We start from the raw sequence: 18,833 nt of genomic DNA on the forward strand, positions 1-18,833 counted from the left end.
CAAGCTCGCTCCAAGGGCTCACTTTCGCCAAGCGCGGCACCGTGATCGGCGGCTCCCCGATCAGGAGCGATCATCTTGTCAATCCCCTTGGCCATTTCCGTCATTGACGATGATCGATCAGTCCGCCTTGCGACCAATAATCTGCTGACGTCGCGGGGATACACGGTCAACATCTTTCGCTCCGCTGACGAATTTCTTCAATCGGCCGAACTGAAGACGACGTCCTGCGTGATCGCGGATGTGCAGATGTCGTTGATGGGCGGCCTTGAGCTCTTGACGCACATGCGCAGCCTCGGCCACCACACGCCCTTCATCTTCATGACGGCTTTTCCCGACGATGCCGTGCGCGACCGCGCGCTGAAAGCGGGCGCTATCTGCTTTCTCGCGAAGCCGTTCTCCACGCCCGCTCTGCTTGAATGTCTGCGGATGGCCCTGCCCGGCCCCGATCAAACCGAGACGTGATACGCCGGCGCCGAGCCCTGGCGACACGGCGCTCACTCCACCTTGATGTTCGCCGCCTTGATGATCGGCCACCACTTCGCGATCTCCGCCTTCTGGCGCGCGCCGAGGGCTTCGGGCGTGAGCTGATCCTGCGGTGTCATCTCCAACCCCTGGCTTTCGAGCTGCTTCTTCACGCCGGGATCGTTCAGCGCTTCCACGGCTGCGGCATTGAGTTTGGTGACGATCGCCTTCGGCGTGCCCTTGGGCACCCACATGCCGGACCAGAGCGTCATGTTGAAACCCTTCAGGCCCGCCTCCTCCGCCGTCGGGACGTCGGGCGCCGACGCGAGGCGTTTGTCATCGGTGACGGCATAGGCGCGGATGGTGCCGGCGCGGACCTGGTTGATGGAGTTCGAGGTCTGGTCGACGATGACGTCGATCTGGCCAGCGATGAGATCGTTCAGGGCGGGCGCGGTGCCGCGATACGGCACGTATTGCAGCTTGATGCCGCTGACGCTCTCGAAATAGACCCCGGCGATGTGGCTGCCCGAGCCCGCGCCGGCGGTGCCGGCGGTCGGCGGCGAAGGCCGCGACTTCAGCCAGTCCAGCAGCTCCTTCAGCGAGGTCGCGGGCACCGCGTTCTTGCTGACGACGATCATCGGATTGCTCGGCAGCAGCACCACCGGCTCGAGGTCCGCGACCAGGTCGTAATTGAGCTTGTAGACGGCGCCGTTGGCAACGTGGGTGCCGAGATGGCCGAACGAGATCGTGTAGCCGTCGGGGGCCGAATGCACGGCACGGCCGACGCCGATCGAGCCGCCCGCGCCAGTGACGTTCTCGATCACCAGCGGCTGGCCGAGCGCCGTCCGCATCCGCTCGGCAAGCACTCGTGCCATCGCATCTGACGGACCGCCGGCGGCGAAGGGCACGATGATGGTGATAGGACGGGAAGGATAATCGTCGGCGCGCGCGACCCCTGCAAGAGCGAGAATAGCAATCAGCGCAGCCCAGGCGGCCTTCATTGTGTTCTCCCCAGCAATGTCATTGTTGTTTTTGTCTCTTCCCGCGTACGGGAAGAGGGATCGTTCGTGAAGGGACGAAATGCCGCGCTAGAACTGCGAATAGTCGATCGGCTTGTGGCGATCGAGCGTGCGGGTGACCGGCGGCAGCGGGTATTTCAGGCCGGTGGCGCAGTTGAACAGCATCACGCGGTCACCCTTCGAGACGCGGCCGTCGGCGAGGCTGTCCTTGTAGGCGGCGTAGGTCGCAGCACCTTCAGGGCAGAGCAACAGCCCCTCCTCGCGCGCGACCTCGTTCAGCGCGGCAGAGATCTTGTCGTCGTCGACTGCAATGGCAAAGCCCTTGCTCTCGCGCACCGCGCGCAAAATGAGAAAGTCGCCGATCGCCTGCGGCACGCGAATGCCTGACGCGATGGTGTGGGCGTCCTCCCAGCGTGTGGCATGCTCGGTGCCCGCTTCGTACGCGCGCACCATCGGCGCGCAGCCGGAGGCCTGCACCGCGACCATGCGCGGGCGCTTGCTTCCGATGAAGCCGATCTTTTCGAGCTCGTCGAAGGCCTTCCACATGCCGATCAGGCCGGTGCCGCCGCCGGTCGGATAGAAGATCACGTCGGGCACGTCCCAGCCGAGCTGCTCGGCGAGTTCCAGCCCCATCGTCTTCTTGCCTTCGATCCGGTACGGCTCCTTCAAGGTCGAGGTGTCGAACCAGCCGACTTTCGTCTTGCCCTCGCCGACGATCTTGCCGCAATCGTCGATATAGCCGTTGACGCGATAGACGGTCGCGCCCTGAAGCTCGATCTCGCTGACGTTCACCTCGGGCGTATCGGCCGGACAGAAAATCGTGGTCTTGATGCCACAGCTTGTGGCGTAAGCGGCGAGCGCCGCCCCGGCATTCCCGTTGGTCGGCATCGCCATGTGTTTGATGCCGAGCGCCTTGCCCATCGACACCGCCATCACGAGGCCGCGCGCCTTGAACGAGCCGGTCGGCAGCCGCCCCTCGTCCTTGACGATGATCTCGCCGCCGCCGAGCTTTGCGCCGAGCTTGGGCAGGCGGATCAGCGGGGTCGTGACTTCGCCGAGCGAGACGATGTCCTGGCATTTGCGCACGGGCAGCAGCTCGCGGTAGCGCCACATGTCGGCGGGGCGCTGCGCCAACGCGTCCTTGGTCAGCGCCTTCTTCACACCGGCGAGGTCGTAGCGCACCAAAAGGGGCTTGCCGGCCTTGGAGAGGTTGTGGACCTGATCGGCGGCGTAGTGATCGCCCTCCATCGCGCATTCGAGATGGGTGACGAAGGTCGGGCGTTTGATGGTGAGATTGTCGTTGTCTTGCATGGGGTGATTTCCTTCTTGTTTTGCAGGCCCTACTGCTCGTCATTGCGAGCGTAGCGAAGCAATCCAGACTGCCGCTGCGGAAAGATTCTGGATTGCTTCGCTGCGCTCGCAATGACGGCGGCAGTGGTCGTCAAAGATTCAGCACCCGTCCATACGCATCCAGCACGGCTTCCTTCATCATCTCCGACAGCGTCGGATGCGGGAACACGGTGTGCATCAGCTCTTCTTCCGTGGTCTCCAGGTTCATGGCGACGACGTAGCCCTGGATCAGCTCGGTGACCTCCGCGCCGACCATATGGGCGCCGAGCAGCTGACCGGTCTTCTTGTCGAAGATGACCTTGACCATGCCCTGGTCCTCGCCGAGCGCGATCGCCTTGCCGTTGCCGACAAAGGGAAAGCGGCCGACGCGGATCTCGCGGCCATTCTCCTTGGCCTTGGCTTCGGTCAGGCCGACCGAGGCGACCTGCGGGTTGCAATAGGTGCAGCCGGGGATCATCAGCTTGTCCATGGGGTGCGGATGCAGGCCCTTGATGGCCTCGACGCAGATCACGCCCTCATGCTCGGCCTTGTGGGCCAGCATCGGGGGACCCGCGACGTCACCGATGGCATAGATGCCGGGAACGTTGGTCTTGCCGTAGCCGTCGATCACGATGCAGCCGCGCTCGGTTTTGACGCCGAGCTTTTCGAGGCCGAGATACTCGATATTGCCGACCACGCCGACGGCAGAGATCACGCGCTCGAACTCGGCGGTCTGCTTCGCCTTGCCGTCGTCGAGCGTCGCGACCACGCTGTCGCTCTTCTTTTCGAGCTTCGTCACACCCGTGTTGGTGAGGATCTTGATGCCCTGCTTCTCGAGGCGCTTGCGGGCAAGTCCGGCAATCTCCGCGTCCTCGACCGGCAGGATCTGCGGCAGCACCTCGACCACCGTGACATCCGACCCCATCGTCTTGAAGAACGATGCGAACTCGATCCCGATCGCACCCGAGCCCATCACCAGCAGCGATTTCGGCATCCGCTCCGGCACCATCGCTTCAAAGTAGGTCCAGATCAGCTTCTTGTCGGGCTCGAGTCCCGGCAGCACCCGCGGCCGCGCTCCGGTCGCGACGATGATGTGCTTGGCCTGATAAGCCCCCTCGCCGAGCGCGCCCTTGGGCCCCTCGACGTCGGACTTCTTTACCGTCACCTTGCCGGGCGCGTCGATCGAAGCCGCGCCCCAGATCACGCTCACCTTGTTCTTCTTCATGAGGAAGCCGACGCCGTCGTTCAGCCGCTTCGAGACGCCGCGCGAGCGCTGCACCACGGCCTTCGGATCGAACGAGACGTTATCGGCCGACAGGCCGTAATCCTTGGCGTGCTGCATGTAGTGGTAGATCTCGGCGGAGCGCAGCAGCGCTTTGGTCGGGATGCAGCCCCAGTTCAGGCAGATGCCGCCGAGATAGGATTTCTCGACAATCGCGACCTTGAAGCCGAGCTGGGCGGCCCGGATAGCGGTGACATAGCCGCCGGGACCGGAGCCGATGATGATGATGTCGAAGGATGTATCGGCCATGGCGGCTCCCGTTCAACTCAAGAGGTGCCGCGGGCGCGGCGCCTGGAAATCAAAACCCTGACCAGCCATTCGAGCAGGATCGCGCCGGCCATGATAGCCAACGCGATCATAATGACCGCCTGGCCGATGCTCCGTGCCAGCTGCTCGCCGGCAAAGAACGCGGAATGCAGAATATCGAGCCCGACCGGATTGAGTGCAACCACAGCCGAGAGCAACAAGGAGATCCAGGGCCAACGCGTCCGCATTCACCCCGCGCCTCCCCGGGCTACACCATCATCATGACGGGATTTTCGATCAGCTGCTTGAAGGCCCCGATCAGCTCGGCACCGAGAGCGCCGTCGATGGCGCGGTGATCGCACGACAATGTCACGCTCATCATGTTGGCGATCTCGATCTTGCCGCCGCGGACCACAGGCCGCTCCTCGCTGGTGCCGACTGCGAGGATGGTGGCATGCGGCGGATTGATCACGGCGGTGAAGTGGCTGATGCCGAACATGCCGAGGTTCGAGACGGCCGTCGTGCCGCCCTGGTATTCTTCGGGCTTCAGCTTGCGCGAGCGGGCGCGGGTCGCAAAATCTTTCATCTCGTTGGAGATGGTCGACAGCGTCTTGGTCTCGGCCTTGCGGATGATCGGCGTGATCAGGCCGCCGGGCATCGCCACCGCAACGCCGACGTCGGAATGATGGTGCTTGACCATGCCGGATTCGGTCCAGCTCACATTGCAATTCGGGATCTTCTGCAGCGCCACCGCCATCGCCTTGATGACGAAGTCGTTGACCGAGATCTTGTAGAGCGGCTTCTTCTCCTTGTCCTTGGGAGCAGCCGCATTGATCTCCTCGCGCGCGGCGAGCAGCTTGCCGATGTCGCAGTCGATGGTGAGGTAGAAGTGCGGGACGTTCTGGATCGACGCGGTCAGGCGCTGCGCAATCGTACGGCGCATACCGTCATGCGGGACGACCTCGTAGGAGCCGGGTTCGAACAGCGACAGGATCTGCTTGTCCGACATGGTCGGCGCGGTCGAGGGCGCGCCCGACGGCGCCGCCGCGGGTGCCTTCAGGCCCTTGCCGGACTTGGCCTGCTCCACGTCGCGCGCGACGACGCGGCCGTGCGGGCCGGTGCCGGTCACCATCGCAACATCGACGCCGGCTTCCTTGGCGAGCCGGCGCGCCAGCGGCGAGGAGAACACGCGGCCGGCGTGGCCGTTGCTCTGCGCAGCCGGTGCTGCGGCCTGCGGTGCAGGTGCGGCGGCGGGCGCCGGCGCGGCCTTGGGCGCGGCAGGCGCAGCAGCCGGCGCAGCAGCGGGAGCTTCAGCAGCTTTCGGAGGCACGGCCGAAGCGCTGGGCTTGGCGGCGCCTGCCGCCTTCACGTCCTCGCCCTCGCCGGCCAGCACAGCGATCACGTCATTGACCGGCACGTCCTGCGTGCCCTCTGGCACGAGGATCCTGGCGATCGTGCCCTCGTCGATGGCCTCGACCTCCATGGTCGCCTTGTCGGTCTCGATCTCGGCGATGACGTCGCCGGATTTGACCTTGTCGCCTTCCTTCTTCAGCCACTTGGCGAGGTTGCCCTTCTCCATCGTCGGCGAAAGAGCGGGCATCAGGATGTTGATGGGCATGCTGACCTCAAGAAGAACTTTGCAAAAATCCGTCTCCGGACCGGAGACGAACAGACCAGGTTTAGTTGCCGATGTCGCCCTGCCACAGGCGCTCATTGGCCGGGATGGAACGCCAATTCTTCATCATGGTGATGGAGCGGTCGTCGGCAAGGTCGATCCACGGGATGCCGAACTTGTCGAGAATGTCCTTGGAGCCTTCGAAGGTGACGGACTCTCCGATCACCACGAGCTTGACCTTGAACAGCGCGAGCGCACCGGCGCACATCGCGCATGGCGACAGCGTCGTGTACATGACGGTATCGTGGAACGAGATCGCACCCGCCTCGCGCAGGCAACTCATCTCGCCGTGCAGGATCGGATTGTTCTCCTGCACGCGGTTGTTGTGGCCGCGGGCGATGACCTTGTTGTCGCGGGTCAGCACGGCGCCGATCGGCAGGCCGCCTTGCGCGATCGAGGCTTCCGCCTCGCGGATCGCCTCCAGCATGAAATCGAAATGATAGGATTCGATCGCCACGGTCAGTGCCCCTTCCCGCGCGGCGTCGTGGTGCCGGTGTCGGTGGGACGCTCGATCTCGGCCTGGAACATCTCGATGATCCGGTTCAGCGCGTCCTCCTCGGTGTATTCGCTCTCGCGCGCATAGGCGCGCGCGGCGTGACGGGCGAGATCGACGAGCAGCAGGCCCCACATGTCGGGTTCGTCGAAGGCCCGCTGAAACGCCATCGACAGCCCGCCGTCCAGCACGAACACGCGCAGGATCTCGACCGCATCATCGCGGACGAGAACGTCGGGTGGTAGTGGCTGCTCCTTCGGACCCGCCATGGTCTACCTGTAGCAGACGGCTTTGGCGGCCTCGACCACTTCGGCAGCCGAAGGCAGCGCGAGCTTTTCCAGGTTCGCGGCATAGGGCATCGGCACGTCCTTGCCGGAGACGCGGGCTACAGGCGCATCCAGATAGTCGAAGGCATACTCCATGATCCGCGCGGCGATCTCGGCGCCGACACCGCTCTGGGCCCAGCCCTCTTCCACCGTGACGGCACGTCCCGTCTTCTTGACCGAGTTGACGATCGTCTCGGTGTCCATCGGGCGCAGCGTGCGCAGATCGATCACTTCGGCCTCGATGCCGTCCTTGGCGAGTTCGTCGGCGGCCTTCAGCGCGTAGCTCATGCCGTTCGACCACGAGATGATCGTGACATGGCTGCCGGAGCGCACGATGCGCGCCTTGCCGATCGGAATCACGAAATCGTCGAGCTTCGGCACCTCGCCAGTGTGACCGTAGAGCATCTCGTTCTCGAGGAAGATCACCGGGTTGGGATCGCGGATCGCAGCCTTGAGCAGGCCCTTGTAATCAGCGGCCGAGAACGGCGCGACGACCTTGAGGCCCGGGACATTGGAATACCAGGACGAATAATCCTGGCTGTGCTGGGCGGCCACGCGGGAAGCGGCGCCGTTAGGCCCGCGGAACACGATCGAGCAGCCCATCTGGCCGCCGGACATGTAGAGCGTCTTTGCCGCGGAGTTGATGATCTGGTCGATTGCCTGCATGGCAAAGTTGAAGGTCATGAACTCGACGATCGGCTTCAACCCGCTCATCGCGGCGCCGACCCCAATGCCGGCAAAGCCGTGCTCGGTGATCGGCGTGTCGATCACGCGCTTGGCGCCGAATTCCTGAAGCAGCCCTTGCGTCACCTTGTAGGCGCCTTGGTATTCGGCGACCTCTTCGCCCATCACGAAGACGTCGGCGTCGCGGCGCATCTCTTCGGCCATGGCATCGCGCAGGGCTTCACGGATGGTCTGCGTCACCATCTCGGTGCCGGCAGGCACTTCCGGGTCGGGCTCTGCGACGGCCTGCGGTGCCGGCGCAGCCTTGGGAGCTGGCGCTTCGGCTTTTGCAGCGGCGGGCGCTGCGGATTCGGCAGCCTTCTGCTGCGGAGCGGGCGCCTTGGCGAGATCGGCGGCACTCTCGCCATCGGCGAGAATCGTCGCAATCGGCGTGTTCACGGCAACGTCGGCTGTGCCCTCGGGGATCAGGATCTTGCCGAGCGTACCTTCATCGGTCGCCTCGACCTCCATGGTCGCCTTGTCTGTCTCGATCTCGGCGATGACGTCGCCGGACTTGATCGTCTCACCCTCTTTTTTCAGCCATTTGGAGAGGTTGCCCTTCTCCATCGTGGGCGACAACGCGGGCATCAGCACTTGAATTGGCATATCGACTCCAAAAGAAAGCTTGCGCGCGTTCAGCGGTAAATATCGGTCCAGAGCTCGGCGGCATCCGGCTCGGGATCATGCTGGGCGAAATCGGCGGACGCATTGACGATGTCGCGCACCTCGGCGTCGATCGCCTTCAGATCCTGCTCGCTGACCTTGGCGGCCAACAGGCGGTTGCGCACCTGCTCGATCGGATCCTGGTCGTGGCGGACTTTCTCGACCTCCTCGCGCGTTCTGTACTTTGCGGGATCGGACATCGAGTGGCCGCGATAACGGTAGGTCTGCATCTCCAGGATGAAGGGTCCCTTGCCGGCGCGGCACCAGGCCGCAGCTTCGTCGCCGGCGGCCTTGACGGCACGGACGTCCATGCCGTCGACCTGCTGGCCGGGAATGTTGAAGGAGGCGCCGCGCTTAGAGAAATCCTGCTGCGCCGAGGCGCGCGAGACCGAAGTGCCCATGGCGTAGCGGTTGTTCTCGATGACGTAGATCACCGGCAGCTTCCAGAGCTCCGCCATGTTGAAGCTCTCATAGACCTGGCCCTGGTTGGCCGCACCGTCGCCGAAATAGGTGACGCTGACATTGTCGTTGTCGCGATAGTGATTGGCGAAAGCGAGCCCGGTGCCGAGCGAGACCTGGGCGCCGACGATGCCGTGGCCGCCGTAAAAGTGCTTCTCCTTGCTGAACATGTGCATGGAGCCGCCCTTGCCCTTGGAATAGCCGCCGCGACGGCCCGTGAGCTCGGCCATGACGCCGTTGGCCTCCATGCCGGTGGCGAGCATATGGCCGTGATCGCGATAGCCGGTGATGACCTGATCGCCCGGCTTCAGGGCCATCTGCATCCCGACCACCACGGCCTCCTGGCCGATATAAAGGTGGCAGAAGCCGCCGATCGCGCCCATGCCGTAGAGCTGGCCGGCCTTTTCCTCGAACCGCCGGATCAGGAGCATGTCGCGGAGCGCCTTGAGCTCCTGCTCTCTGGTGAATTCCGGGGGCGAACCGCCGTCGGTCTTGTCCTGTGCAGTGCTTGCGGCGGCTTTCTTGGGTGCGGCCATGGGAATTCCGGGTCAGAGAAAACTTCAGCCCTCTCTAACCCAAGTCAAACGCCCTTGGAAAGCACCGCGGCGGCATGGCACGACTTTCATTATGCCGCACTGCAACGTGATCGTAATATTGCAAAATCTTTGACGCGGATCGGGCAACAAATCGACACGGTCGCCGCACGCGCAGATTCGTGGCCGCGTCAAGCAACGTTGAGCCAACGCGGTCCCGACATTTGGAACGGGCGGCGCAGAACGGCGCCGCCCTCTCCGCCCGCCCGATCAGAAGAAGCCGAGCTTCTTGGGGCTGTAGCTGACCAGCAGGTTCTTGGTCTGCTGGTAGTGATCGAGCATCATCTTGTGGGTCTCGCGCCCGACGCCCGACTGCTTGTAGCCGCCGAAGGCCGCATGCGCGGGATAGGCATGGTAGCAGTTGGTCCAGACCCGGCCGGCCTGGATCGCCCGGCCGAAGCGATAGCAGCGGTTGGCGTCGCGGCTCCAGACGCCGGCCCCCAGGCCATAGGGCGTGTCGTTGGCGATCTCGAGCGCCTCTTCGTCGCTCTTGAAGGTCGTGACCGAAACGACGGGGCCGAAGATCTCCTCCTGGAAGACGCGCATCTTGTTGTGGCCCTCGAACACGGTCGGCTGGACGTAGAAGCCGCCGGCGAGATCGCCGCCGAGCTCGGCGCGTCCGCCGCCGGCCAGCACCTTTGCCCCCTCTTGCTTGCCGATGTCGATGTAGGAGAGGATTTTTGCGAGCTGCTCGCCCGACGCCTGCGCACCGATCATGGTGTCGGCCGCGCGCGGGTCGCCCTGCTTGATCGCGGCGACGCGCTTCAGCGCCCGATCCATGAAGCGGTCATAGATATCGGCATGGACCAGCGCCCGGCTCGGACAGGTGCAGACCTCGCCCTGGTTCAGCGCGAACATGACGAAACCTTCGATCGCCTTGTCGAAGAAATCGTCGTCTTCGGCGGTGACGTCGCTGAAGAAGATGTTGGGCGACTTGCCGCCGAGCTCGAGCGTGACGGGAATGAGGTTCTGGCTGGCATATTGCATGATCAGCCGGCCCGTCGTGGTCTCGCCGGTGAAGGCGATCTTGGCGATGCGCGGGCTCGAGGCCAGGGGCTTGCCGGCTTCCAGCCCAAAGCCGTTGACGATGTTGAGGACGCCGGGCGGCAGAATGTCGCCGATGATCTCGGCCCAGACCATGATCGAGGCCGGGGTCTGCTCGGCCGGCTTGAGCACAACGCAATTGCCGGCGGCGAGCGCGGGCGCGAGCTTCCAGCAGGCCATCAGCAGCGGGAAGTTCCAGGGAATGATCTGGCCGACCACGCCGAGCGGTTCGTGGAAATGATAGGCGACGGTGTCGTGATCGATCTCGGAGAGACTGCCTTCCTGGGCGCGGATGGCGCCGGCGAAATAGCGGAAGTGGTCGATCGCCAGCGGCAGGTCGGCGGCGCGGGTCTCGCGGATCGGCTTGCCGTTGTCCCAGGTCTCGGCGATGGCGAGACGCTCGAGATTGTCTTCCATGCGGTCGGCGATCCGGTTCAGCATCGCGGCGCGCTCGGCGACGCTGGTGCGGCCCCAGGCGGCCTTCGCGGCATGCGCTGCATCGAGGGCTGCTTCGACGTCCTGCGCGTCGGAGCGCGCGATCTTGCAGACGATCTGGCCCGTCACCGGCGAGGCATTGTCGAAATACTTGCCGGCGATCGGCGCGACGAACTTGCCGCCGATGAAATTGTCGTAGCGTTCGGCGAAGGGAATTTTGGTGACGCTGAGGAATTCTACCTTGTTCATTGATCACTCCCGATGTTTGCTGTTTGCGCAATTCGTCGCGTGGTCGCGACTTGCATCGACGATGTCCCGGGAGGCGTCTTCTGTCAGCCCTGATGGGAGCGATGACGGAGCCGACCTGTCGCAGTTCTGCGACAGGTGTCGAGGCTGCACGTCATGCCGCCGCACATACTGACCTCATCCTGAGGAGCGCGCTCGTGCGCGCGTCTCGAAGGATGGCTGGTGGTGACAGCAGGGCCTCTTGTGGTTCGTGACGACCGCTTCGCGGTCTCCTCACCATGAATATCTACCAGCAGCTCAATGCGCGTTCAGCTCGAACCGCTTGAGCTTTCTGTGCAGCGTGGCGCGGCTGACGCCGAGGGCCTTGGCGGCCGCCGAGACATTGCCGCCGGCGCGGAGCAGAGCCCGCTGCAACACCGCGCGTTGACCGCCGGCAAGATGGTCGCGCGCGGTGTCGCCGCCAAGGAGATCGGCCGCAGGCACTGGTCGCAACGCCCGACCCGGCGCGAGCCCCAGTCCCGCCCGGGCAGTCCTGGTCGCGCCGATCACGAGATCGTCCGCATCGACCGCAACGAGGCCGCCGCACTGGCCGTCCGCAGCTTGCGTCAGCACGATGCGGGCGTGGGCGAAGGCCCTGCGAAACAGATCGGCCTCGATACGCTTGGCCGCCTCGCCGGCCGCGAGCGCGATCAGATTGGAAAACAAGTCAGTGCGGTCGGCGCGGCAGGAGGAGACGTCGAGCACGCCCGCGAACGCAGCCTCATGGTCGTAGATCGGAACGGCAGTGCAGCTCAGAAGCGTGTTTCGGGTGAAGAAATGCTGGTCGCGGTCGATCGTCAGCGGGCGCTGCTCGACGAGGCAGGTACCAATGCCGTTGGTGCCCTCATGCTCCTCGCTCCAAAGCGCGCCGGTCCAGAGGCCCCAGGACTGAAATGTCGCATCGTCCGCCGGGGTGCCGCGGCGATCGACCGGCACGCCCTCGCCGTCGGCGAGAAGCACGCAGCAGCCGCTGGCGCCGACCGCCTGGTAGAGCCGGTCCATTGCACCTCGCGCAGCGGCGAGCAGCGGCGCGATGCGCTCGCGCGCGTGGTGCAACTCGGCTTCGCTCAGCCGGTTCGGTGAGCTGCGGCCTGCGGGATCGAGACGATGCAATCTGGACGAACGGCGCCACGAGGCCACAAGCGACGAGCGTGCCGCCTGGCCTGACGTAATGGCGGCCTCGACACGGGCCGCGTGATGCCGGGGGGATTGCCCATTCATCACTGTTTCCTCCAGGTGGCAATCTAAACGGTGCCGGCACGGCCCGGTTGATCTGCGTCAACCCTGGCCATGGCGCTGGCAGCCATGAGCCCTTTGCGGCGCTGCCGTCAAGGCGGCAGTCCGGTTCCAGGCTTCAACTTGGAAGTCTTCAACTTTAGGAAGAGTGGTTAGTTCGCCGGGATCGTCCGGACGAGATCGCGCGGATTGACGTAGTCGAGCTGGAAGCGCGCCCGCTCGTCCAGCATGTCGGGGTCGATCTTCGCGGAGCGCAGCAGCGAAACGCGCTGCTCGCTCCTGGCACGCTCGCGCTTGAGCTGAGCCAGCTCGCTGGTCAGCGCCACGATCTCCTGGTCGAGCTCCTGGCGGGCGTTGAGGCCGTATTTGCCGGTATAGGCGTTGACACCGAAATAACCGACGATGGCAGCCGCCATCGCATAGAGGGCAAGACCGGTCAGGATCGATTTCAGGCGCGCGCGGGAGACCATCTTGGGAAGATGGGACAGGTTGGTTAAGGGCGTGCTAATTTCCGGCCGCTGGCCCCGCGCGCGACGCTAGCGGACCCTCATGGCGAGGAGGCGCAAAGCGCCGTCTCGCGGACGATGCTTCGCATCGCCGCGAGAACCATGAAGGCACGGCAGTTTCCCGGAGCCATCCTTCGAGACGAACGCTTCGCGTTCTCCTCAGGATGAGGGCCTATGCTGTGGCTGCGGGCGATTTGGCCTCAGCCGTGATGCTTCGCGACGTGCACCGCAAACGCGTCGATATAGGCCTGGAGCACGGGCTTCAGGGACTCCTTGGTCAGGTTGCCCTCAGCGTCGAACGCGTCGCCCACTCCGTTCAAATAGGCCTCCGGCTGCTGCATGATCGGGCCGGAAATGCCCGGCAGGATGTTCTGCAGCGTCTTGGCGGCGCTGACGCCGCCGAGCGGGCCCGGCGAGTTCGCGATGATGCCGACCGGCTTGCCGTTGAACGAGCTCTTGCCATAGGGCCGCGAGGCGACGTCGATGGCGTTCTTCAGCACGCCCGGGATCGCCCGATTGTATTCCGGCGTGACGAAGATGACGCCGTCCGACTTCTGGATCTTTTCGCGAAAAGACAGCCAGTCGGCCGGCGGCGCGCCCTCGAGGTCCTGATTGAAGAACGAGATGCCGGCCGGCGTGATGACCTCGAGCTTGAGCGAGGCCGGCGCGAGCTTGGCGAGCGCATTGGCGATCTTCAGCGAAAAGCTGTCCTTGCGCAGGCTGCCGGCGATCGTGACAATATTGTAGGCCATGGAGTGTCCTTGAAATCTTCAGCGGGAGTGCCGGGGCGGCACTTAAGCGATCCCGAGTGATGGATGCAAGTGCATGGACCGATCGGATTTGGAAACGCTGGGTTTCTGAACGGTTGCCCAAACCATCAGGCCGCAAGTGGCGGCCTGAGTCGTTGGTACAATCCGCAAATCGGTTCAGATCGTCGGATTCCACGCCGACGGGATCAGGCGATATTTGGCACCGTCCTTCTCGACATGGCCGACCGAGGGGAAGGTGAAGTGGAAGCCGATCACGGTCGCCTTTTCGGCTGCCGCCATGTCATAGAATTTGTGGCGGGTCTCCTGCGCCAGCGCAGCATCGGTGTCGAACACCACATGCCAGTCCGGATTGCGCAGGAAGAATTCGGGAATGTTGGTGACGTCGGACTGGATCAGCACCTTGGCATCGCCCGAGGCCACCGCAAACGAGGTGTGCCCGGGGGTGTGGCCGGGCGTCGCGATCGACGTGATGCCCGGCGCGACCTCCTTGCCCCACTCGTACTTCGTGACCTTGGATTCGAGGCCGGCAAAGGTCTTCTTCACGTTGGCGAAGTAGTTCTTCATCATCGCGTTGGACTCGGCCTTGGCGGCGTTGTCATCGCTGGTCCAGAACTCCCAGTCCTTGCCCGGCACCATGATCTCCGCATTCGGAAAGGCGAGCGCGCCGTCGGCGAGACGAATGCCGTTGGTGTGGTCGGGATGTAGATGCGAGAGCAGCACGACATCGATGCTCTTTGGGTCGACTCCGGCGGCCTGGAGGTTCTGCAGCGTGCGGCCGACCGCGCCCTTGCTGGGCTCGAGATTGGCGACACCGTTGCCGGTGTCGATCAGCACGAGCTTGGAGCCGGTGTTGATGAGCTGCGGGTTGAACGGCACCGTGACCATGCCCTTCGGCATGTAGGCCGCCTCGCCCGCGGCCAGCGCTTCCTCCTTCGACGCGTTGACGACGAACTTGTCCGGCATCGGGAAAGTGCGCGCACCGTCATTGATCGAGGTGCACTCGTAGCTGCCGACCTTGTAGCGGTAGAAGCCCGGCGCCTGCGTGCCGGCTTGCGGCACCGCGGCATTGGCGGTGGTCAATCCAAGCTTGGTCATCGCAGCCGCACCGAGGACGGCGGCGCCTGCGAGCAGATGGCGGCGATTGAGATCGGTCATGGAGAAGTCCCCTTCTGAGCGCGCCTTGCGGTTTTGTCCGCTTTCGATGGCGGCGGAATAATCTCCCGCTTCGCTCAGAAGGCAAGACCTTCTTTGGGTGACGTGCCGTCGCACGTGCCGATTATTTATTTGGGTTGATGAGGAATTTTTCGCCGGTGGCGCGTTTGGCGTAGACCGCGATGTTGACGGGATCGAGCGCCTCAGAAAGCGACACCACCTTGGTGTAGTGGCTGGCAAACGTGGTCTTCAGTTCGTCGACGACGCGCTGGCGCAGCCTGGCCCCGTCCGCCTGCCCGATCTTCATCAGGAACGGAAACAGCAGCCAGCCGCCGACGCCCCAGGCCATGCCGAAGCCGCGCGGCAGCTCGATCGGGCGGACATCGAGCGCGCCATAGACGTAGACCTGCTTGTGCACGTTGGAGCCGTAGCGGCTGTATTCCTTCGCGGTCTTGTTGATCGCGACTTCCATGCAGTTGAGGATGTCGCCGGCGAGCTTGCCGCCGCCGATGGCGTCGAAGGCGATGGTGGCGCCGGTCTCGACCAGCGCATTGGTGAGATCGCCGAGGAAGCTCGGCGCGGTGGAATCGACGACGTATTTGGCGCCGATCTTGTGCAGGATGTCGGCCTGCTCCTTGCTGCGCACGATGTTGACCAGCGGGATGCCGTCCTTGATGCAGATCTTGTTCAGCATCTGGCCGAGATTGGATGCGGCCGCAGTGTGCACCAGCGCCTTGTGACCCTCGCGCCGCATGGTCTCGGTCATGCCGAGCGCGGTCAGCGGATTGACGAAGCAGGAGGCACCTTCGGCCGGCGTGGTGCCTTCCGGCAGCGGCAGGCACTCGCGCACTTTTAACGTGCGATACTGGGTGTACATCGCGCCGCCGATCATGGCGACGGTCTTGCCCATCAGCGCCTTCGCGGCATCCGAGGAGCCAGTCCTGATCACGACTCCCGCGCCTTCGTTACCGACCGGCATGGATTCGTCGAGCCGGCCTGCCATCGCCCGCATCGCGCCTTCCGGCACCTTCGCGGTGATGACGGGAGCACCCTTGTCGCCGGAAGCCTTTGCCGTGCTCATATCGGCTGCGCCGATCAGGAGCCCGAGGTCGGACGGATTGATCGGCGCCGCCTCGACGCGGACGACGACCTCGTCCGCGGCGGGCTCGGGGGTCGGCACGTCGAGCAGCGAGATTTCGAGCTCACCGCTCTTCTTGATCAGCGAACGCAGTTGCAGGCCGTTCTTGCCGTCGCTCATGTCGATCCTCCCCTGTCCTTGTCCGAGCGCTGGCTTATGCCAGCGCCTTCAGTGCCGCCTTGCCGCCGTAGAGCGCCTGCTTGCCGAGCTGCTGCTCGATGCGCAAGAGCTGGTTGTATTTGGCGGTGCGATCGGAGCGCGCAAGGGAGCCGGTCTTGATCTGTCCGCAATTGGTGGCGACCGCGAGGTCGGCGATGGTGGAATCCTCGGTCTCGCCGGAGCGGTGCGACATCACCGAGGTGTAGCCGGCCTTGTGCGCCATCTCGACGGCGGCGAGAGTCTCGGTCAGCGTGCCGATCTGGTTGACCTTGATCAGGATCGAGTTGGCCCGTCCGGCCTTGATGCCTTCAGCGAGCCGCTTGACGTTGGTGACGAAGAGATCGTCGCCGACGAGCTGGCACTTCTTGCCGACGAGGTCGGTCAACTCCTTCCAGCCGTCCATGTCGTCTTCCGACATGCCGTCCTCGATGGTCACGATCGGATAGCGCGAGACGAGGTCGGCAAGGTACTTGGCCTGCTCGGAGATCGAGCGGGTCTTGCCCTCGCCTTCGTAGACGTACTTGCCGTCCTTGAAGAACTCGGTCGAGGCGCAGTCGAGGCCGATGACGATGTCGGAGCCCGCCTTGTAACCGGCCTTGCCGATCGCGTTCATGACGAATTCGAGCGCGGCGTCCGCGGACGGCAGGTTCGGGGCGAAGCCGCCCTCGTCGCCGACATTGGTGTTGTGGCCGGCCTTCTTCAATTCGGACTTCAGAGTGTGGAAGACCTCCGCGCCGTAGCGCAGGCCCTCGGCGAAGGAGGACGCGCCCACGGGGAGGATCATGAACTCCTGGAAGTCGATCGGGTTGTCGGCGTGCATGCCGCCATTGATGATGTTCATCATCGGCACCGGCAAGAGACGCGCGGAGGTGCCGCCGACGTAACGGTACAGCGGCATGTCGAGCGAGTTCGCGGCCGCCTTGGCGCAGGCGAGCGACACGCCGAGGATGGCGTTGGCGCCCAGCCGGCTCTTGTTCGGCGTGCCGTCGAGGTCGATCATGATCTGGTCGAGCTGGGCCTGCTGCTCGACATCGAGGCCGCTCAGCGCCTCGAAGATCTCGCCGTTGACGGCGCCGACCGCCTTGGTGACGCCCTTGCCGAGATAGCGGGCCTTGTCGCCGTCGCGCAGTTCCACCGCCTCATGGGCACCGGTCGAGGCGCCTGACGGCACGGCGGCACGGCCGAGCGCACCATCTTCCAGCACGACGTCGACCTCGACGGTGGGATTGCCACGGCTATCCAGGATTTCGCGTCCGATGATGTCGATGATGGCGGTCATGAGGGCCTCTTTTCGGGGACTAAGCAGTCAGTTGGGGTGCTTCTACCGCAATGCATCGAAACGGAAAAGGCCGGGTGACGGCCGCACGATGATTGGCTAAGAGGGCGCCACGGAGGCGGCCTGATGTCGAAAAAACCCAGCAAATCGAACAACTCCCCTGCTTTGCAGCTTGGCCGCGCCGTGGAATGGCCGGATGCGCCCGAGAAGGCAAAACTCGACCGCGTGCCCAATCCGCAAGGAGGCACCGATTATCTGGTCCGTTTCACCGTGCCCGAGTTCACCTCGCTCTGCCCGGTCACCGGACAGCCGGATTTCGCACATCTGATGATCGACTACGCCCCCGGCCAATGGTTGCTGGAGTCGAAATCGCTCAAGCTCTACATCGCGAGCTTCCGCAATCACGGCGCCTTCCACGAGGATTGCACGGTGATGATCGGCAAGCGCATCGCAAGCGAGATCAAGCCGAAGTTCTTGCGCATCGGCGGCTATTGGTATCCGCGCGGCGGCATCCCGATCGACGTGTTCTGGCAGACCGGCCGCGCGCCCAAGGGATTGTGGGTGCCGGAACAGGGCGTCGCGCCCTATCGCGGAAGGGGTTAGTGGGAGAGGAACAACAATGAAATCGACCTCAGCAACATTCCGAAACCTTGGATTGGGCCTTCTGGGCATCCTGTGGCTGACCGGCGCGGCCGAGGCTGCCGAAGTCCGGGTGATGATCTCGGGCGGCCTGACGGCTGCCTACAAGGCGCTTGTGCCCGAGTTCGAGAAGGCCACCGGCAACAAGGTCTTGACGGAATATGGGCCGTCGATGGGGACCACGACCAATGCGATACCCGTCCGGTTGGAGCGCGGCGAGGCGGCCGATGTCCTGATCATGGTGGGCTACGCCCTCACCGATCTCGCCAGCAAGGGCAAGGTCGTTGCCGGCAGCCAGGTCGACCTGACGAGATCGCCGATCGGCGTCGCCGTGAAATCTGGCGCGCCGAAGCCGGACATCAGCTCGGTGGAGGCGGTCAAGCGCGCGTTGCTCGCGGCGAAGACGATCGCCTATTCCGACAGCGCCAGCGGCGTCTACGTCTCGACCGAAATGTTTGGAAAGCTCGGCATTGCCGATGTCATGAAGGACAAGGCGCGCAAGATTCCGGCCACGCCGGTCGGCGAGATCGTCGCCCACGGCGATGCCGAGCTCGGCTTTCAGCAGATCAGCGAGCTGAAGCCCGTGAAGGGGATCGATATCGTCGGACCGCTGCCGAACGAATTGCAGCAGATCACGATCTTCTCAGCCGGCATCGCAAGCGTTTCCAAAGAGCCCGAGGCTGGCCGGGCCTTGATCAAGTTCCTGGCTTCCCCGGCCGCCCGCGACGCGATCATAGCAAGCGGCATGGAGCCGATCGGAAACTAGCGCCTACGCCGGCCGGCGGCATTGATGCTGCTAAAGCTCAAAGAGCGTTAGCTCGATACTTCGTCGTCCGTTAAGAAGCCGAATTGAGCGGGAGCGGACAGGCAAGCGTATGCGATAGCTGGATCAGGAAGAGGCACAAGAGTTCTCTGAGCCAGGC

19 protein-coding genes are annotated in these 18,833 nt (G+C 64.2%); 3 read left to right on the forward strand and 16 right to left on the reverse strand.

Translation table 11 applies throughout. From position 1 onward, the window contains the following. Nucleotides 1-75: 75 nt before the first annotated feature. Nucleotides 76-462, forward strand: coding sequence for a response regulator transcription factor (locus ABIB80_RS28380; protein WP_007590630.1), 387 nt, complete (start codon nt 76-78; stop codon nt 460-462). A 32-nt stretch (nt 463-494) separates the two neighbouring features. Here the strand turns inward: ABIB80_RS28380 and ABIB80_RS28385 are convergent, their stop codons facing one another. From ABIB80_RS28385 to eno, 16 genes are all read right to left on the reverse strand, one after another. Beyond that, nucleotides 495-1,463: a tripartite tricarboxylate transporter substrate binding protein BugD gene (locus tag ABIB80_RS28385; protein WP_007590629.1), complete on the reverse strand. Its 969-nt coding sequence runs from the start codon at nt 1,461-1,463 to the stop codon at nt 495-497. Nucleotides 1,464-1,550: 87 nt separating this feature from the next. Beyond that, a complete protein-coding gene (locus ABIB80_RS28390) occupies nt 1,551-2,792 on the reverse strand; it encodes a threonine synthase (protein WP_354128852.1) in 1,242 nt (413 codons plus the stop codon). 130 nt (nt 2,793-2,922) lie between these two features. Beyond that, nucleotides 2,923-4,341: a dihydrolipoyl dehydrogenase gene (gene lpdA / locus ABIB80_RS28395; protein ID WP_007590627.1), complete on the reverse strand. Its 1,419-nt coding sequence runs from the start codon at nt 4,339-4,341 to the stop codon at nt 2,923-2,925. A 17-nt stretch (nt 4,342-4,358) separates the two neighbouring features. Beyond that, complete coding sequence (locus ABIB80_RS28400; RefSeq protein WP_007590626.1) at nt 4,359-4,586, reverse strand: hypothetical protein; 228 nt, start codon at nt 4,584-4,586, stop codon at nt 4,359-4,361. 20 nt (nt 4,587-4,606) lie between these two features. Then, entirely contained in the window at nt 4,607-5,956 is a 1,350-nt protein-coding gene (locus ABIB80_RS28405; RefSeq protein ID WP_007590625.1) for a pyruvate dehydrogenase complex dihydrolipoamide acetyltransferase, read from the reverse strand. A gap of 61 nt (nt 5,957-6,017) precedes the next feature. After that, on the reverse strand, nt 6,018-6,470 hold the full coding sequence (locus ABIB80_RS28410) for a nucleoside deaminase (protein WP_007590624.1): 453 nt from the start codon (nt 6,468-6,470) through the stop codon (nt 6,018-6,020). Nucleotides 6,471-6,472: 2 nt separating this feature from the next. Then, nucleotides 6,473-6,775, reverse strand: a complete 303-nt coding sequence (locus ABIB80_RS28415) for a DUF5076 domain-containing protein (RefSeq protein ID WP_007590623.1) — start codon at nt 6,773-6,775, stop codon at nt 6,473-6,475. A gap of 3 nt (nt 6,776-6,778) precedes the next feature. After that, complete coding sequence (locus ABIB80_RS28420) at nt 6,779-8,161, reverse strand: pyruvate dehydrogenase complex E1 component subunit beta (protein ID WP_007590621.1); 1,383 nt, start codon at nt 8,159-8,161, stop codon at nt 6,779-6,781. Between the two features lie 29 nt (nt 8,162-8,190). Next, nucleotides 8,191-9,213, reverse strand: coding sequence for a pyruvate dehydrogenase (acetyl-transferring) E1 component subunit alpha (gene pdhA / locus ABIB80_RS28425; protein ID WP_007590620.1), 1,023 nt, complete (start codon nt 9,211-9,213; stop codon nt 8,191-8,193). Between the two features lie 267 nt (nt 9,214-9,480). Next, the gene (gene adh, locus ABIB80_RS28430) at nt 9,481-10,998 is read right to left on the reverse strand and encodes an aldehyde dehydrogenase (RefSeq protein ID WP_007590619.1); all 1,518 of its coding nucleotides are present in this window, start codon (nt 10,996-10,998) and stop codon (nt 9,481-9,483) included. A 294-nt stretch (nt 10,999-11,292) separates the two neighbouring features. After that, on the reverse strand, nt 11,293-12,255 hold the full coding sequence (locus ABIB80_RS28435; RefSeq protein WP_007590618.1) for a helix-turn-helix domain-containing protein: 963 nt from the start codon (nt 12,253-12,255) through the stop codon (nt 11,293-11,295). Between the two features lie 167 nt (nt 12,256-12,422). Continuing rightward, the gene (locus tag ABIB80_RS28440; protein ID WP_007590617.1) at nt 12,423-12,740 is read right to left on the reverse strand and encodes an FtsB family cell division protein; all 318 of its coding nucleotides are present in this window, start codon (nt 12,738-12,740) and stop codon (nt 12,423-12,425) included. A gap of 236 nt (nt 12,741-12,976) precedes the next feature. Beyond that, entirely contained in the window at nt 12,977-13,528 is a 552-nt protein-coding gene (locus ABIB80_RS28445) for an NADPH-dependent FMN reductase (RefSeq protein WP_219682164.1), read from the reverse strand. A gap of 174 nt (nt 13,529-13,702) precedes the next feature. Beyond that, a complete protein-coding gene (locus ABIB80_RS28450) occupies nt 13,703-14,701 on the reverse strand; it encodes an MBL fold metallo-hydrolase (RefSeq protein WP_007590615.1) in 999 nt (332 codons plus the stop codon). 121 nt (nt 14,702-14,822) lie between these two features. Beyond that, nucleotides 14,823-15,956 carry a zinc-binding dehydrogenase gene (locus ABIB80_RS28455; RefSeq protein WP_007590613.1) on the reverse strand — a complete coding sequence of 378 codons (1,134 nt, stop codon included), beginning with the start codon at nt 15,954-15,956 and terminating at the stop codon, nt 14,823-14,825. A gap of 34 nt (nt 15,957-15,990) precedes the next feature. Further along, nucleotides 15,991-17,274 carry a phosphopyruvate hydratase gene (eno, locus tag ABIB80_RS28460; RefSeq protein WP_007590612.1) on the reverse strand — a complete coding sequence of 428 codons (1,284 nt, stop codon included), beginning with the start codon at nt 17,272-17,274 and terminating at the stop codon, nt 15,991-15,993. Nucleotides 17,275-17,397: 123 nt separating this feature from the next. Between eno and queF the strand changes: the two genes are divergently transcribed. Both queF and ABIB80_RS28470 read left to right on the forward strand, forming a co-directional pair. Further along, the gene (gene queF, locus ABIB80_RS28465; protein ID WP_007590611.1) at nt 17,398-17,874 is read left to right on the forward strand and encodes a preQ(1) synthase; all 477 of its coding nucleotides are present in this window, start codon (nt 17,398-17,400) and stop codon (nt 17,872-17,874) included. A gap of 16 nt (nt 17,875-17,890) precedes the next feature. Further along, complete coding sequence (locus ABIB80_RS28470) at nt 17,891-18,676, forward strand: substrate-binding domain-containing protein (RefSeq protein ID WP_007590610.1); 786 nt, start codon at nt 17,891-17,893, stop codon at nt 18,674-18,676. Nucleotides 18,677-18,833: the final 157 nt, after the last annotated feature.

Source organism: Bradyrhizobium sp. i1.15.2 (assembly GCF_040548425.1).
GTDB lineage: Bacteria > Pseudomonadota > Alphaproteobacteria > Rhizobiales > Xanthobacteraceae > Bradyrhizobium > Bradyrhizobium canariense.

Bases quoted from the DNA above. Each gene is read 5' to 3' on its own strand.
- ABIB80_RS28385 (WP_007590629.1), bottom strand. From the start codon at position 1,463: ATGAAGGCCGCCTGGGCTGCGCTGATTGCTATTCTCGCTCTTGCAGGG.
- ABIB80_RS28420 (WP_007590621.1), bottom strand. From the start codon at position 8,161: ATGCCAATTCAAGTGCTGATGCCCGCGTTGTCGCCCACGATGGAGAAG.
- queF (WP_007590611.1), top strand. From the start codon at position 17,398: ATGTCGAAAAAACCCAGCAAATCGAACAACTCCCCTGCTTTGCAGCTT.
- ABIB80_RS28455 (WP_007590613.1), bottom strand. From the start codon at position 15,956: ATGAGCGACGGCAAGAACGGCCTGCAACTGCGTTCGCTGATCAAGAAG.
- ABIB80_RS28405 (WP_007590625.1), bottom strand. From the start codon at position 5,956: ATGCCCATCAACATCCTGATGCCCGCTCTTTCGCCGACGATGGAGAAG.
- adh (WP_007590619.1), bottom strand. From the start codon at position 10,998: ATGAACAAGGTAGAATTCCTCAGCGTCACCAAAATTCCCTTCGCCGAA.
- pdhA (WP_007590620.1), bottom strand. From the start codon at position 9,213: ATGGCCGCACCCAAGAAAGCCGCCGCAAGCACTGCACAGGACAAGACC.
- ABIB80_RS28435 (WP_007590618.1), bottom strand. From the start codon at position 12,255: ATGAATGGGCAATCCCCCCGGCATCACGCGGCCCGTGTCGAGGCCGCC.
- ABIB80_RS28400 (WP_007590626.1), bottom strand. From the start codon at position 4,586: ATGCGGACGCGTTGGCCCTGGATCTCCTTGTTGCTCTCGGCTGTGGTT.
- ABIB80_RS28445 (WP_219682164.1), bottom strand. From the start codon at position 13,528: ATGGCCTACAATATTGTCACGATCGCCGGCAGCCTGCGCAAGGACAGC.
- ABIB80_RS28440 (WP_007590617.1), bottom strand. From the start codon at position 12,740: ATGGTCTCCCGCGCGCGCCTGAAATCGATCCTGACCGGTCTTGCCCTC.
- lpdA (WP_007590627.1), bottom strand. From the start codon at position 4,341: ATGGCCGATACATCCTTCGACATCATCATCATCGGCTCCGGTCCCGGC.
- ABIB80_RS28390 (WP_354128852.1), bottom strand. From the start codon at position 2,792: ATGCAAGACAACGACAATCTCACCATCAAACGCCCGACCTTCGTCACC.
- eno (WP_007590612.1), bottom strand. From the start codon at position 17,274: ATGACCGCCATCATCGACATCATCGGACGCGAAATCCTGGATAGCCGT.
- ABIB80_RS28470 (WP_007590610.1), top strand. From the start codon at position 17,891: ATGAAATCGACCTCAGCAACATTCCGAAACCTTGGATTGGGCCTTCTG.
- ABIB80_RS28415 (WP_007590623.1), bottom strand. From the start codon at position 6,775: ATGGCGGGTCCGAAGGAGCAGCCACTACCACCCGACGTTCTCGTCCGC.
- ABIB80_RS28450 (WP_007590615.1), bottom strand. From the start codon at position 14,701: ATGACCGATCTCAATCGCCGCCATCTGCTCGCAGGCGCCGCCGTCCTC.